A 14,415-nucleotide genomic window follows, 5' to 3' on the forward strand; every position below is an offset into this window, starting at 1 on the left:
ACCCGAGCACGACCTTCCCCCGAGGGTTGGCTGTATGCGCCACAGACCCTCCTCGTCCGCGACCTCCGGTGCTCGCCGCCCCGGCGAGGAGCCGCTGTGCAGGGGGTGCTGAGCGGTTTCGCGGTGATCGCGGTGGTCATCGGCGTCGGCTATGTGATCGGCCGCCGGGGGTATCTGGGCCGGCAGGCCCACGAGGTGCTGACGAAACTCGCCTTCCACGTGGCCTCACCGGCCCTGCTGTTCACCCTTCTCGCCGAGGCGGACCTGTCGGTGGTTTTCTCCGGCAGGCTGCTGGTCACCGTGCTGAGCACGGCCGCGGTGGGCGGCGTCTTCGTGGCGGTGGGTGTCGTACGCCGCTGGGGCGTGGGCCGCACCACCATCGGCGCCCTGTGCTCCAGTTACGTCAACTCCGGCAACCTCGGCATCCCGATCGCCGTGTACGTCCTCGGCGACGCCTCGCTGGTGGCCCCGGTGCTGCTGTTCCAGCTCGTCGGGGTCACCCCGGTCGCGCTGACGATCCTGGACCTGGCGACCGCCGGTGAGAAGCTGCCCCTGTGGCAGCGGCTGCTCACACCGCTGCGGAACCCGGTCGCGCTGGGCTCGCTGGCGGGGGTGGCGGCGTCGGCGTCCGGCCTCGAGATCCCCGGCCCGGTCATGGACCCGGTGACGCTGATCGGCAACATGGCGGTTCCGGCGGTCCTGCTCGCGTTCGGCATCTCGCTGCGCGGCAGTGCCCTGCCGCTGCGGGGCGGTGAGCGCGGAGCGGTCCTGCTCGCCGTGGCGCTGAAGTCGGTGGGCCAGCCGGTGGTCGCCTGGGCGCTGGCGATGGGGGTCTTCGGGCTGCGCGGGGCGCAGTTGCTCGACGTGGTGGTGACCTCCGCGCTGCCGGCCGCGCAGAACATCTTCACCTACGCCGGCAGCTACCGCGTGGGCGAGACCCTGGCCCGGGAGGCGATCCTGGTGTCGACCCTGCTGTCGGTACCGGTGCTGGTGGTGGTGGCGGCACTCCTGGGGTGAGGCCACTCACCCCAGGAGTGCACCCCGAACGGGGCGTGTCCGACAGCGGCCTCCGGCCGCGGGCGCAGGTCAGGCGATGCGTTCCCGCACCACCGGCGGCGCCGTGAAGGCCGTGTCGGGGGCCGCGATGTCGTACGAGCCCGCCACCGCCTCGAGGGCGTAGTCGAAGCGGTCCGGGGTGTCCGTGTGGAGGGTGAGGAGGGGCTGGCCCTCGGTGACCGTGTCGCCGGGCTTGGCGTGCAGTTCGACGCCCGCGCCCGCCTGCACCGGGTCCTCCTTGCGGGCGCGGCCCGCGCCGAGGCGCCAGGCGGCGACGCCGATGTCGTAGGCGTCCAGGCGGGTCAGAACGCCGGAGGCGGTCGCCTTCACCACGTGCTGTTCCCGCGCCGTCGGCAGGGGCGCGTCCGGATCGCCGCCCTGGGCCGCGATCATGCGGCGCCAGACGTCCATCGCGGTGCCGTCGGCGAGGGCCTTCGCCGGGTCGGCGTCCTTGAGGCCGACGGCGTCCAGCATCTCGCGGGCCAGGGCGAGGGTCAGTTCGACGACGTCCGCGGGGCCGCCGCCCGCCAGGACCTCCACCGACTCGCGGACCTCCAGGGCGTTGCCCGCGGTCAGGCCGAGCGGGGTCGACATGTCGGTGAGCAGGGCGACGGTCTTCACGCCGTGGTCGGTGCCGAGGCCGACCATCGTGGACGCCAGTTCGCGGGCGTCGTCCAGGGTCTTCATGAAGGCGCCGCTGCCCACCTTCACGTCCAGGACCAGCGCGCCCGTGCCCTCGGCGATCTTCTTCGACATGATCGAGGAGGCGATCAGCGGGATGGCCTCGACGGTGCCGGTCACGTCGCGCAGGGCGTAGAGCTTCTTGTCGGCGGGGGCCAGGCCGTCCCCGGCCGCGCAGATGACGGCGCCCACGCCGTCCAGGACGGACAGCATCTCGTCGTTGGACAGCAGCGCGCGCCAGCCCGGGATCGACTCCAGCTTGTCCAGGGTGCCGCCGGTGTGCCCGAGGCCCCTGCCGGACAGCTGGGGGACGGCCGCACCGCAGGCCGCGACCAGCGGGGCGAGCGGCAGGGTGATCTTGTCGCCGACGCCGCCGGTGGAGTGCTTGTCGGTGGTGGGGCGGGACAGCGAGGAGAAGTCCATGCGCTCGCCGGAGGCGATCATCGCGGCCGTCCAGCGGGCGATCTCGGTCCGGTTCATGCCGTTGAGCAGGATCGCCATCGCGAGGGCCGACATCTGCTCGTCGGCCACCTCCCCGCGGGTGTACGCGTCGATGACCCAGTCGATCTGCTCGTCGCTGAGTTCGCCGCGGTCCCGCTTGGTGCGGATGACGGAGATGACGTCCATGGCCATGGCTGGCATTCCTTCCGGAGTGCGAAGGCGCGGCCCCTCCGGTCGGCAGTCGACCGGAGGGGCCGCGGGGGAGTTACTTGGCGAGGTGCTGCGGGCCGAAGGCCTGGGGCAGCATCCGGGACAGCGGCAGGATGCCCGCCGGGGTCTCCAGCAGCAGTCCGGGGCCGCCGAACTCGTACAGCAGCTGCCGGCACCGGCCGCACGGGACGAGGATCTCGCCGTTCCCGTCCACGCAGGTGAAGTGCGTGAGCCGGCCGCCCCCGGTGCGGTGCAGCTCCGAGACCAGCCCGCACTCGGCGCACAGGCCGAGCCCGTAGCTGGCGTTCTCGACGTTGCAGCCGGAGACCGCGCGTCCGTCGTCGACCAGGGCGGCGGCGCCGACCGGGTAGCCCGAGTACGGGACGTACGCGTGGGACATGGCCTCGCGCGCGACCGCGCGCAGGGCCTCCCAGTCGGTGTCGGTCGTGGTGGCCTCGGGCGGGGTCATCCGCCTTGTCCCTTCCGGTAGGGCAGTCCGTCCGCCTTCGGCATGCGCAGCCGCTGTGCGGACAGGGCGAGGACGACCAGGGTGATGACGTACGGCGTGGCGGAGACGACCTGGTTGGGGACCTCGTTGGTGCCGGCGTACCAGGCGTAGACGAGGGCGCCGACGACCAGGGTGACGACCGCGTGCACGTACTTCTTGCGGACCACCAGCCAGATCGTGCCGATGACCAGCAGCAGCGCGCCGAGCAGCAGCAGCGCGTGCACGTTGGCGGAGCCGCCGCGCAGGTTGAGGCTGTCGGTGTAGCCGAAGAGCCCGGCGCCGATGGCGAGGCCGCCCGGCATCCAGTTGCCGAAGATCATCGCGGCGAGGCCGATGTAGCCGCGCCCGCTGACCTGGCCCTCCAGGTAGAAGGGATTGGCGACGATGGACAGGAAGACACCGCCGAGGCCGGCCAGGGCGCCGGAGATGATCACGGCGATGTACTTGTACTTGTAGACGTTGACGCCGAGGGACTCGGCGGCGACCGGGTTCTCGCCGCAGGAGCGCAGCCGCAGGCCGAAGGCGGTGCGCCAGAGGATCCACCAGGTCGCGGGGACGAGCGCGAGGGCGATGAGGGTCAGCCAGGACACGTTGGTGACCAGCCCGCCGAGCAGGCCGGCGATGTCGGAGACGAAGAACCAGCCCTTGTCGTTGAGGTCGCGCAGTCCGTCGGACAGCCCCGGCACGGTGAAGTGGCCGAGCGACTCGATCGCCGGGGACTGCTTGGCGGAACCGCCCTGGTGGCCCTCGAAGGCCAGCGGGGCGAGGTAGCGGGTGGCGCCGAGGGCGAGGATGTTGATGGCCACACCGGAGACGATGTGGTTGACGTGGAAGGTGACGGTGACGAAGGCGTGCAGCAGGCCGCCGAGGGCGCCGCCGAGGAGACCGACGAGGACGCCGGTCCACGGGCCCCACTGGAATCCGGCCCAGGCGCCGAACCAGGTGCCGAGGATCATCATGCCCTCGAGACCGATGTTGACGACGCCCGCGCGCTCGGCCCACAGACCGCCGAGTCCGGCGAGGCCGATGGGCACGGCCAGCTGGAGGGCGGTGGACATCTGGCTGACGTTGGTGATGCCGTTCGCGCCGGTGACGAGGCGGACGAACGAGACCAGGGCCAGGGCTCCGGCGATGACCAGCAGCAGCACGGGCCACGACATGCGGCGGCCGGTGGGCGCCGCGGGCTGCAGCGAGGGCTGGTTGACGTCGGTCGCTGTGGTCGGGGCGGTCATCGGCCAGCCACCTCCTTCGTGGTGTTGTTGTCGGCGCCGAGGACGTGACCCGCGGCGAGTTCCGCGCCGACCCGGCGCTGCTGGCGGCGCAGGCCCCACTCGCGGACGGCCTCGTAGGAGACGACGACCGAGAGCACGATCAGGCCCTGCATGATGACCGCGATCTCCTTGTCGTAGCCGTGGAAGTCCAGCTCGGGCGAGGCCTTGTCGAGCCAGGCCCACAGCACGGCGGCGAAGGCGATGCCGACCGGGCTGTTGCGGCCGAGCAGGGCGATGCCGATGCCGAGGAAGCCGATGCCGGTCGGGAAGTTCAGGCTGTAGGTGTGGGTGTCGCCGAGCAGGATGGGCAGACCCGCGAGACCCGCGAGGCCGCCGGAGATCAGCATGGCGCTGAGCACCATGCGCCTGGGGTTGACCCCGCTGGCCGCGGCGGCGGTCTGCGAGGCGCCGGAGGCGCGCAGGTCGAAGCCGAAGCGGGTGCGGTTGAGGACGACCCAGTAGCCGATGCCGAGCAGGACGGCGAGGATCACCAGGCCGTAGATCTCGCCGGCCTCGCCCATGTCGATGCCGGGGACCCAGCCGGACTCGTGCATCACGCCGGTGGTGTTGTTGTTGCCGACCTTGACGCCGAAGACGGTCGGCAGCCACAGGTAGCCGATCACGGACGTCGCGATCGCGTTGAGCATGATCGTGGCGACGACCTCGCTGACCCCGCGGGTGACCTTGAGGACACCGGCGATGCCGGACCAGAAGGCGCCGGTGAACACGGCGGTGAGGAGCAGCAGCGGGATCTGCAGGGCGGCCGGCAGGTTGGCGTGGGCGCCGACGATGGCGGCCATCATGGCGGCGAGCTGGTACTGGCCGTCGACACCGATGTTGAAGAGGTTCATCCGGAAGCCGATGGCCACCGCGAGGGCCGCGATGTAGTACATCGAGGCCTGGTTGATGATCAGCACCTGGATGTCGGAGAACGTCGCCTGCTCGAACATCAGGGCGAACGGCTCGACCGGGCTCTTGCCCGAGGCCAGCAGCACGATCGCGCTGAGCACGAAGGCCACGGCGAGCGCGATGACCGGGCCGGCCACCGCGAGGAGCACACGCTCCTTGTCGAACTTCTTCATCAGCGGGCCTCGTCTTCCAGAGACTCGGGGGCGTAGGCCCGGGTCTCGGGGGTCTCTTCGTGTTCGAGGTGTCCGGTGGCCGCACCCGTCATGGCGGTGCCGAGCTCCTCCGGGGTGACGGTCGCGGGGTCGGCGCCCGCGACCAGCTTGCCGTCGTAGATCACCCGGAGGGTGTCGGACAGACCGATCAGCTCGTCCAGGTCGGCGGAGATCAGGAGAACGGCGAGGCCCTCGCGGCGCGCTTCCCGGATGTGGTCCCAGATCGCGGCCTGCGCGCCGACGTCCACACCACGGGTGGGGTGGGAGGCGATCAGGAAGCGGGGCCGGTGGCTCATCTCGCGGCCGACGATCAGCTTCTGCTGGTTGCCGCCGGAGAGGGAGGCGGCGGTGACGTCGATGCCGGGGGTGCGCACGTCGTACTTCTCGACGATGCGGCGGGTGTCCTCCTGGGCGGCCTTCAGGTCCAGCCAGGCGCCTTTGGCGTTGGGCTTCTCCGTGACGTGGCCGAGGATACGGTTCTCCCAGAGGGGGGATTCGAGGAGCAGCCCGTGGCGGTGCCGGTCCTCGGGGATGTACCCGATGCCCTCTTCGCGCCGCCGGCGGGTGGTCCAGCCGGTGATCTCCTCGCCGGCCAGCCGGATGACGCCGGAGTCGGCGGTCCGCAGACCGATGAGCGCGTCGACCAGTTCGGTCTGGCCGTTGCCCTCGACGCCGGCGATGCCGAGGATCTCGCCCTCGTGGATGGTGAAGCTGATGTCGTCGAGCAGGGCCTTGCCGCCGGGGGCCACCAGGCGCAGCTTGTCGACGGTGAGCACCGCGCGGTCGGTGACCGTGGACTCGGCGGTCTGAGGCGTCGGCAGTTCGCTGCCGACCATCATCTCGGCCAGCTGGCGCGAGGTGGTCTCGGCGGGTATGGCGGTGCCGACGGTGGTACCGCGGCGGATGACGGTGATGTCGTCGGCCACGGAGAGGACTTCGCCCAGCTTGTGGGAGATGAAGATGACCGACAGGCCCTCCGCCTTGAGCTCGCGCAGGTTGTCGAAGAGCGCGTCGACCTCCTGCGGGACGAGAACGGCGGTGGGCTCGTCGAGGATCAGCGTGGTGGCGCCGCGGTAGAGGACCTTGAGGATCTCCACGCGCTGGCGGGCGGCGACACCGAGTTCCTCGACCAGCAGGTCGGGGCGTACACCGAGGCCGTAGCGCTCGGAGATCTCCTTGATCCTGCGGCGGGCCTTCGCGCCGATGCCGTACAGCTTCTCGCTGCCGAGCACCACGTTCTCGAGGACCGTGAGGTTGTCGGCGAGCATGAAGTGCTGGTGGACCATGCCGATGCCGCGGGCGATGGCGTCGGCCGGCGAGGAGAAGGCGACCTTCTCGCCGTGGATCGCGATGGTGCCCTCGTCCGGCTTCTGCATGCCGTAAAGGATCTTCATCAGCGTCGACTTGCCGGCCCCGTTCTCACCGACGAGGGCGTGCACGGTGCCCTTGCGGACCGTGAGGTGGATGTCGTGGTTGGCCACGACGCCCGGGAAACGCTTCGTGATCCCGGCGAGCTCGACGGCGGTCACCGATTCGTTGACCGCAGCTCCGGCCGGAGGGCTGCTGGACGCGTTGATGGCGTACTCCTGGGGACGGGGGTCGTCTACGCGCGTAGCGCCCCGACGGCATCAAAGGGGGCGGCACACCGAACCGACGGGGCGCGGGGAGCATACTCCCCGCGCCCCGTCGAGCGGTGGCAACCCCATGGGTTACACGTTGCTCAGGACTTGCGGGCTCAGCTCGACTTGACCTTGATCTCGCCGCTGATGATCTTCTTCTTGGCCGTCTCGAGGACGTCCTGGAGCTTGGCGTTGTCCGCGAACTTCGGGTTCGAGTTCGACAGGCTCACCTCACCCGACTTCAGATCGCCCTTGAGGATACCGGTCCGGGGACTGCGGTCCTCGACCGATTGCGCCAGCTTGTACACCGACTTGGCGACGTCCTTCATCGCCGAGGTGAGGATCCAGTCCTTGTGCTTCGCCAGGGCTTCCTGCTTGTACTGGTCGGAGTCCACACCGATCGCCCAGACCTTGTTGGCGGCGGCGGCCTCGATGACACCCTGACCGGACAGACCGGCCGCCGCGTAGACGACGTCGGCCTTCTTCTCGATCTGTCCCTCGGCGGCGGCCTTGCCCTTGTCGGGGCTGGAGAAGCCGCCCTCCTCCGCGGTCTGCGTGAGGTACTGCGAGATGACCTTGACCTTCGGGTCGGTGTCCTTGACGCCCTGCTCGAAGCCCGCCCGGAACTTGTGGATCAGCGGGATGTCCACCCCGCCCACGAAGCCCACGACGTCGGTCTTGGTGGTCTCGGCGGCGGCGACACCGGCGAGGTAGGACGCCTCCTCCTCCGAGAAGACCATGTCGGCCACGTTGTCGGCCTCGACGGTGGCGTCGTCCACGATGCCGAAGGTGGTGTCCGGGTACTTCTCCGCGGCACCCTTCACCGCGGCGGCGTAGGCGTAGCCGACACCGATGACGGGGTTGTAGCCCTGCTTGGCCAGCGAGCCCAGCCGCTGCTCCTTGTCCGCGTCGGTCTCGCCCTCGGTGGGCTCGACGTCGCGGGTCTCGTAGCCGAACTGCTTCTTCGCCTGCTCCAGGCCGGCGTACGCGGCGTCGTTGAAGGACTGGTCACCCCGGCCGCCGACGTCGTACGCGATGGCGATGCCCTTGTCGCCCTTCGACTCCGACGAGCCGGAAGAGGTCGAGGTGCCGCCGCAGGCGGAGAGCGCGAGGGCCAGAGAGGCGGTCGCTGCGCCTGCGACCGTGATCCGGGAAAACCGGCGCATGTGTGGTGCTCCTTCGTACAAGCGCCGGACGGGTTCGGCTACGGCGCTGCCTTCGCCGCAGATTAACGCGCGTAGACCTCCCGGGAAAACCCTTCTGTCCACCTTGTTATGGGCCCGTGGCCAACCCGCCTCCCCGCCCTGTCGCGACGTTGCCGATCGCGAACGAAGGGTGGCCTTGCGGGGCAAGGGAGTTGACGCACTGGGCGGGCACCCGTTCAGGTGCCCGCCCAGTGTTCGGTGTGATGACCGACGCTTTCGTCCTACCGGCTCCTGCTGCCGATCACTCCGACTTGACCTTGATGGAGCCGTCGACGATGCCTTCCTTGGCCTTGGCCACGGCGTCCGTCAGGCCCTCGATCTCGGCCATCTTCGGGTTGCTCTCGGAGAGGCCGACACCGTCCGCCTTCAGGTCGAAGACCTGGGTGCCGGTCAGCGGCTTGTCGCCCTCGACGGACTTGGCGAGGGCGTACACCGAACCGCCGACCTCCTTGGTGGCGGAGGTGAGGATGAAGTCCTTGTAGCCGGCGAGGGCTTCCTGCTTGTACTGGTCGGAGTCGACGCCGATCGCCCAGACCTTCGCCTTGGCGGCGGCCTCGATCACGCCCTGTCCGGAGAGACCGGCCGCCTGGTAGACGACGTCGGCCTTCTTCTCGATCTGTCCCTCGGCGGCGGCCTTGCCCTTGTCGGGGCTGGAGAAGCCGCCCTCCTCCGCGGTCTGCGTGAGGTACTGCGAGATGACCTTGACCTTCGGGTCGGTGTCCTTGACGCCCTGCTCGAAGCCCGCCTCGAACTTGTGGATCAGCGGGATGTCCACCCCGCCCACGAAGCCGACCGTCTTCGTCTTGGTGGCCTTGGCGGCGGCGACACCGGCGAGGTAGGAGGCCTGCTCCTCGGCGAAGACGAGGGAGGCGACGTTCTTGCCCTCGACCACGGAGTCGACGATGCCGAAGGTGGTGTCGGGGTACTTCGCGGCCACGGCCTCCATCGCCGGCGCGTAGGCGAAGCCGACGCCGATGACGGGGTTGTAGCCCTGCTTGGCCAGCGAGCCCAGCCGCTGTTCCTTGTCCGCGTCGGTCTCGCCCTCGGTGGGCTCGATGTCGGCGGTCTTGTAGCCGAACTCCTGCTCGGCCTTCTGCAGTCCCGCGTAGGCGGCGTCGTTGAAGGACTGGTCGCCCTTGCCGCCGATGTCGTAGGCGATGGCGAGACCGAGGTCTTCCTTGGCGCTGCCGCTGTCGCTGTCGCCACCGTCGCTGCTGGTGCCGCCGCAGGCCGTGGCGGCGAGTGCGAGCGACGCGACGCCCACCGCGACGCGAGTCAGTCTGGATATCCGACGCATCTGAAGTTCCCCATTCCGCAAAGCCCCGCATCGGGTGCTTGGTTCGGCGCAGATTAACGCGCGTAGACACTCCTGGGAACGGGGTACCGCGGGGCCGTTATCCATTCGTGCCGCCGGGACGGCACGCGCACCACGCTGCCCCTCCCCCGAAGCACGCGAACGCGACGGAAGGGGGAGGGGAGGGGACCGGGGCAGTCAGCGCAGGGCGTCCAGCAGGGCGGCGGCGGTGAAGAGCTCGACGCCGACGGTGATGGCGTGCTCGTCGACGTCGAAGTCGCCCTGGTGCAGATCGCGCACGGTGCGCTCGCCCGGGGGGCGGACCCCGAGACGGGCCATGGCGCCGGGAACCCGCTCCAGGTACCAGGAGAAGTCCTCGCCGCCGAGGCTCTGTTCGGTGTCCTCCACGGACTCCGAGCCGCGCCGGGCGATCATGGCGTCCCGCAGGAGCTCGGTGACGCCGGCCTCGTTGACCACCGGCGGGACCCCGCGCACGTAGTTGATCTCCGACTTGGCGCCGTGCAGGTTGGCCACCTCGTCGATCGCGGCGACCACGAGGTCGGGGACCAGCCGCCAGGTGTCCAGGTCGAGGCAGCGCACGGTGCCGGAGAGTTCGGCGTGCTGCGGGATGACGTTGGGCGCGTGGCCCGACTCGATCCTGCCCCAGGTCACGGCGAGCCCGCTGCGGCTGTCGACCCGCCGGCCCACCAGGGCGGGCACGTCGGTGACGACCCGGGCGGCGGCGGTGACCAGGTCGGTGGTCAGATGCGGCCGGGCGGTGTGGCCGCCGGGGCCGTCGAGGGCGATCTCCAGGCGGTCGCAGGCGGAGGTGAGGGGGCCCTGGCGCAGCCCGATCCGCCCGGCGTCGACCCGGGGGTCGCAGTGCACGGCGATGATCCGCCCGACCCCGTCGAGCGCGCCGTCCGCGATGGTGTCGGCGGCGCCGCCGGGCAGCACCTCCTCCGCGGGCTGGAAGATCAGCCGCACCGGTCTGGGCAGCAGGCCCTGGCGGTGCAGTTCGGCGAGGACGAGCCCGGTGCCCAGCACCACGGTGGTGTGCACGTCGTGGCCGCAGGCGTGCGCCCGGTCGGGCACGGTGGAGCGGTACGGGCACTCGGTCTTCATGTCGGGGATGGGCAGGCCGTCGATGTCTGCGCGCATGGCGAGGATGCCCGGGTCCGCGCCGATGTCCGGGTCCACGCCGATGCCCGGGTCCGCGCCGATGTCCACGGGCACACCGGCGGCGACGCCGGTGCCGTCCGTCACCCCGATGTCACAGATGACCCCGGTCCCGCCGGAGAGTACGCGCGGCGCGAGGCCGGCCCGCTCGAGCCGTTCCTTGATCGCCGCGGTGGTGCGGAACTCCTGGTTGCCGAGCTCGGGGTGCATATGCAGGTCGCGCCGGAACGCGACGAGCTCGGTGCGCAGAATCTCGGGGAGGGCGCCCGGAAGCACCGCCCCTCCGGGTAGATCGACCTCGGACTCCAGTGACATCAGTTGCTTCACCCTTTGAAGGGTAGGACGCCGGGACGGTCCGCTGCTCCCCGATCAAGAAAAATCAGCCCGTCAGGGGAAGAAAAACTGGCGGCCCCGCGCATAGCCGTGCATCGGGATGGGTAAACTCGCGGCTTTGGTACGGAGTGTAAGGCTGTCCGGCCCGCCGGTGCGTGACGTCGGTCACAGCGGCCGTTCCGCTGTGGTTCCGTCGTCGTTCCGCCGTCTTCCGGTACTCGTTTCACCGCGCTTCACCTCTCCTCGGTGTACCACACACCGCTCGAGGCACGCCGACCGGTTCGTGTGACGGACACCGCGCCCGCGCCACCGCCGCCGCCGTCCGTGCGTACGTACGGGTGAAAGCGTCTCCGGGGCCGCGGATTCCGCCGATAGGGTGCGGAGCCATGCGCGCCGACCCGCCGGAGTTCCTCCACGCCACCCGCGTCTCGTACGACGCCATCGCCGACGACTACACCGACCGGTTCGCCGACGGACTGGCCGGTCTGCCCCTGGAACGCGCCCTGCTCACGGCCTTCGCCGACCTCGCCCGGACCTCCGGGACGGCCGAGGGGACCACCCGGCCGCCGGTCGCCGACCTCGGCAGCGGTCCCGGGTACGTGACCGCGCGGCTGCACCGGCTCGGCGTGCCGGTCTTCGGGGTCGACCTCTCACCGCGCATGGTGGCCCTGGCCCGCGAGGCGCACCGGGGTCTGCGTTTCCACGTGGGCTCGATGACCTCGCTGGACCTGCCGGACGGGACGCTGGGCGGCATCGTGGCGCTTTACTCGGTCATTCACGTCCCGGACGACCACCTCACCGACGTCTTCGCCGAGTTCACCGCCTCCTGATACCGGGCGCCCCGGTCCTGCTCGCCTTCCAGTCGGGCGACGAGGACGACAGCCTGCACCTGGACGAACGTTTCGGCCGCACCGTCTCCCTGGACTACTACTGGCGCTCCCCGGCCACGGTCATCGCCCACCTGACCAAGGCGGGCCTGGAACTCACCGCGCAGGTCCTGCGGGAGCCGGCAGGCGACGAGAAACGCCCCCGCGCCCTGCTGCTGGCCCGCAGGCCGGAGACGGCGCGGGACTGACGCGGGCGTCCACGTGGGCGGCACGGATCGCCGCAATCCGACAGCCGCCGGCCTGCTCGACGCAGTCGGCCCGGACCCGCGGGATCCGGGCCGGGACGCTCCGGCCTCCCGTCCGCACCACCAGGGCGGCGTCTGCTCGGCCAGTTGCGCCGACTTGCCGGAACCGGCGGAGAAGGCCCGGCAGTGGTCCCTTGCCGCACGGCGCATGCCGCTCCACCTGGCCGGCCGGATCGTGGCCGGTCGCGACATCCGCGACGAGGTCGCGGATCCCTTCGTCACCCGCTCTGCCGACATCGCCGAACTGCTGGCGCCGACAGAGGAAGCACTGGGCGACCCCGCCCTCGCCGATGACTCCCTGAACCACGTTCAGCTCCTGTCGGCCTCGCTCAGCTTCGTGGGAGTCGAGGGCTGGGGCGAGCACCTCGACCGGGTGAAGGAGAGGAGTGCGAGGTCCCCTGCCCGGCCTGCTCCTCGGAGAACTTCATCGTCCTCGGAGAGGGCGGCCACTCCACCGCCGACGAGACGTACGTCAAAAGACGCCGCGGTCGGCGCCGTTGAAGGACTCCATGGCGACCAGTTCGTTCCTGGTGCCGGCGGTGTCCCACTGGTCGGTGGCCTCGGGCAGGGCGAAGGCGCTGTCGCCGGTCTTCGCCCTGCCCGGGATCGGCTCAGTGTCCGCGTGCGATCCATTCGGCCAGGTACGGCGCCTCGGCGCCGATCGTGGTGCCGTCGCCGTGTCCGGTGTGGACACGGGTTTCCTCAGGCAGCGTGAACAGCCTGTCGCGGATGGACCCGATGATGGTGGGGAAGTCGGAGAACGAACGGCCTGTGGCTCCGGGGCCGCCCGAGAACAGCGTGTCCCCGGTGAACAGCACCTTGGCTTCGGGCAGGTGCAAGCAGACGGACCCGGGAGAGTGTCCCGGAGTGTGGATCACCTCGAGTGCCGTGCCCGCCACGTTGACGCGTTGCGCGTCACTCGCGTGCCCGAAGGCCTGGCCCGGGTGGGTCATCTCCCACAACTCCCGGTCGCCGGGATGCAGCAGGATCGGCGCCTGGAGCTCACGGGACAGTTGCGGCGCGACGGTGACGTGGTCGTTGTGGCCGTGCGTGCACACGACGGCCACCACGTTCCGGTCTCCCACCGCCTTGGTGATCGATTGCTCGTCGTGCGCCGCGTCGACGATCACGACCTCGTCGTCGTCACCGACGAGCCAGACGTTGTTGTCGACGTCCCACGTGCCGCCGTCGAGGGCGAAGACACCGGAGGTGACCACGCGCTCGATACGCAGACCGCTCACAGGACCACCACCGAACGCAGCACCTCGCCGGCGTGCATGGTGTGAAAGGCCTTCTCGACCTCTTCGAGTGCGATGCGCTCGGAGACGAACTTCTCCAGCGGCAGCCTGCCTTGCAGGTGCAGGTCTACGAGCATCGGGAAGTCGCGCTCCGGCAGACAGTCGCCGTACCAGGACGACTTCAGGGAGCCACCGCGGCCGAACACGTCGAGGAGCGGCAGTTCGAGCTTCATCTCCGGGGTGGGCACGCCGACGAGGACGACCGTGCCGGCCAGGTCGCGGGCGTAGAAGGCCTGCTGGTACGTCTCGGGGCGGCCGACCGCGTCGATGACGACATCGGCGCCGAACCCGCCTGTCAGCTCGGCGATCGCGGTGACGACGTCGGTCTCGCCGGCCTTGACCGTGTGGGTGGCGCCCAGGTCGACCGCCCAGGCCAGCTTCTTCTCGTCCCGGTCCACCGCGATGATCTTCGATGCGCCCGCCAGCCGCGCCCCGACGACGGCTGCGTCGCCCACGCCGCCACAGCCGATGACGGCCACCGAGTCCCCGCGGCTCACCCCGCCGGTGTTGACGGCGGCGCCCAGGCCGGCCATGACACCGCAGCCGAGCAGACCCGCGACGGCGGGGTCCACGGACGGGTCCACCTTGGTGCACTGTCCGGCGTGGACCAGGGTCTTGTCCGCGAAAGCGCCGATGCCGAGCGCCGGGGTGAGTTCCGTCCCGTCGGTCAGAGTCATCTTCTGGCTCGCGTTGAACGTGTCGAAGCAGTACTGGGAACGCCCGCGCTTACAGGCCCGGCACTGCCCGCACACGGCACGCCAGTTCAGGACGACGAAGTCGCCGGGCTGCACCGACTCGACCCCTTCGCCGACGCTCTCCACGGTGCCGGCGGCCTCGTGTCCGAGGAGGAACGGGAAGTCGTCGTTGATACCGCCTTCGCGGTAGGTCAGATCGGTGTGGCACACGCCGCACGCGGCGACCGCGACAACGACCTCACCTGGTCCCGGATCGGGAATCACGATGTCGGTGAGCTCGACCGGAGCTCCCTTGGAACGGGCGATCACGCCGCGGACCTGCTGTGGCATCTGGGCTGGTTCCTTCATCAGTCGGTCGGAAAGGCATGCGCA

11 protein-coding genes and 1 pseudogene are annotated in these 14,415 nt (G+C 70.3%); 2 read left to right on the forward strand and 10 right to left on the reverse strand.

Features of this window, described 5'->3' with window-relative positions; translation table 11 throughout:
• The first annotated feature begins 96 nt into the window (after nucleotides 1-96).
• Entirely contained in the window at nucleotides 97-1,017 is a 921-nt protein-coding gene (locus WJ438_RS16010) for an AEC family transporter (RefSeq protein ID WP_406725860.1), read from the forward strand.
• A 69-nt stretch (nucleotides 1,018-1,086) separates the two neighbouring features.
• Here WJ438_RS16010 and WJ438_RS16015 read toward each other — a convergent pair whose 3' ends face one another.
• From WJ438_RS16015 to WJ438_RS16050, 8 genes are all read right to left on the reverse strand, one after another.
• Nucleotides 1,087-2,364: a thymidine phosphorylase gene (locus tag WJ438_RS16015; RefSeq protein WP_406729707.1), complete on the reverse strand. Its 1,278-nt coding sequence runs from the start codon at nucleotides 2,362-2,364 to the stop codon at nucleotides 1,087-1,089.
• Between the two features lie 79 nt (nucleotides 2,365-2,443).
• Nucleotides 2,444-2,857: a cytidine deaminase gene (locus WJ438_RS16020; RefSeq protein WP_406725861.1), complete on the reverse strand. Its 414-nt coding sequence runs from the start codon at nucleotides 2,855-2,857 to the stop codon at nucleotides 2,444-2,446.
• Entirely contained in the window at nucleotides 2,854-4,128 is a 1,275-nt protein-coding gene (locus WJ438_RS16025; RefSeq protein ID WP_406725862.1) for an ABC transporter permease, read from the reverse strand. The genes WJ438_RS16020 and WJ438_RS16025 overlap by 4 nt, the downstream gene beginning before the upstream one ends.
• Nucleotides 4,125-5,249 (reverse strand): ABC transporter permease, encoded by a 1,125-nt coding sequence (locus tag WJ438_RS16030; RefSeq protein WP_406725863.1) that lies wholly within the window; start codon nucleotides 5,247-5,249, stop codon nucleotides 4,125-4,127. The genes WJ438_RS16025 and WJ438_RS16030 overlap by 4 nt, the downstream gene beginning before the upstream one ends.
• Nucleotides 5,249-6,817 carry an ABC transporter ATP-binding protein gene (locus tag WJ438_RS16035; protein ID WP_406725864.1) on the reverse strand — a complete coding sequence of 523 codons (1,569 nt, stop codon included), beginning with the start codon at nucleotides 6,815-6,817 and terminating at the stop codon, nucleotides 5,249-5,251. Before WJ438_RS16035 ends, WJ438_RS16030 begins: the two co-directional genes overlap by 1 nt.
• Nucleotides 6,818-7,023: 206 nt before the next feature.
• Complete coding sequence (locus WJ438_RS16040; protein WP_406725865.1) at nucleotides 7,024-8,073, reverse strand: BMP family protein; 1,050 nt, start codon at nucleotides 8,071-8,073, stop codon at nucleotides 7,024-7,026.
• Nucleotides 8,074-8,353: 280 nt separating this feature from the next.
• Entirely contained in the window at nucleotides 8,354-9,409 is a 1,056-nt protein-coding gene (locus tag WJ438_RS16045; RefSeq protein ID WP_406725866.1) for a BMP family protein, read from the reverse strand.
• Nucleotides 9,410-9,604: 195 nt separating this feature from the next.
• Nucleotides 9,605-10,900, reverse strand: a complete 1,296-nt coding sequence (locus tag WJ438_RS16050) for a M20 family metallopeptidase (protein ID WP_406729708.1) — start codon at nucleotides 10,898-10,900, stop codon at nucleotides 9,605-9,607.
• A gap of 404 nt (nucleotides 10,901-11,304) precedes the next feature.
• Between WJ438_RS16050 and WJ438_RS16055 the strand changes: the two are divergent.
• Nucleotides 11,305-11,993: pseudogene (locus tag WJ438_RS16055) on the forward strand (class I SAM-dependent DNA methyltransferase).
• 668 nt (nucleotides 11,994-12,661) lie between these two features.
• On the opposite strand, the gene WJ438_RS16060 reads toward WJ438_RS16055, so the two are convergent.
• Nucleotides 12,662-13,291 carry an MBL fold metallo-hydrolase gene (locus WJ438_RS16060; RefSeq protein ID WP_406725867.1) on the reverse strand — a complete coding sequence of 210 codons (630 nt, stop codon included), beginning with the start codon at nucleotides 13,289-13,291 and terminating at the stop codon, nucleotides 12,662-12,664.
• On the reverse strand, nucleotides 13,288-14,373 hold the full coding sequence (locus WJ438_RS16065) for an S-(hydroxymethyl)mycothiol dehydrogenase (RefSeq protein ID WP_406725868.1): 1,086 nt from the start codon (nucleotides 14,371-14,373) through the stop codon (nucleotides 13,288-13,290). Before WJ438_RS16065 ends, WJ438_RS16060 begins: the two co-directional genes overlap by 4 nt.
• Nucleotides 14,374-14,415 lie beyond the last annotated feature (42 nt).

It is taken from the genome of Streptomyces sp. GD-15H (assembly GCF_045291515.1).
Lineage (GTDB): Bacteria > Actinomycetota > Actinomycetes > Streptomycetales > Streptomycetaceae > Streptomyces.

Coding starts and splice junctions, on each gene's coding strand:
- WJ438_RS16030 (WP_406725863.1), bottom strand. CDS start 5,249: ATGAAGAAGTTCGACAAGGAGCGTGTGCTCCTCGCGGTGGCCGGCCCG.
- WJ438_RS16025 (WP_406725862.1), bottom strand. CDS start 4,128: ATGACCGCCCCGACCACAGCGACCGACGTCAACCAGCCCTCGCTGCAG.
- WJ438_RS16015 (WP_406729707.1), bottom strand. CDS start 2,364: ATGGACGTCATCTCCGTCATCCGCACCAAGCGGGACCGCGGCGAACTC.
- WJ438_RS16045 (WP_406725866.1), bottom strand. CDS start 9,409: ATGCGTCGGATATCCAGACTGACTCGCGTCGCGGTGGGCGTCGCGTCG.
- WJ438_RS16050 (WP_406729708.1), bottom strand. CDS start 10,900: ATGTCACTGGAGTCCGAGGTCGATCTACCCGGAGGGGCGGTGCTTCCG.
- WJ438_RS16040 (WP_406725865.1), bottom strand. CDS start 8,073: ATGCGCCGGTTTTCCCGGATCACGGTCGCAGGCGCAGCGACCGCCTCT.
- WJ438_RS16065 (WP_406725868.1), bottom strand. CDS start 14,373: ATGCCACAGCAGGTCCGCGGCGTGATCGCCCGTTCCAAGGGAGCTCCG.
- WJ438_RS16020 (WP_406725861.1), bottom strand. CDS start 2,857: ATGACCCCGCCCGAGGCCACCACGACCGACACCGACTGGGAGGCCCTG.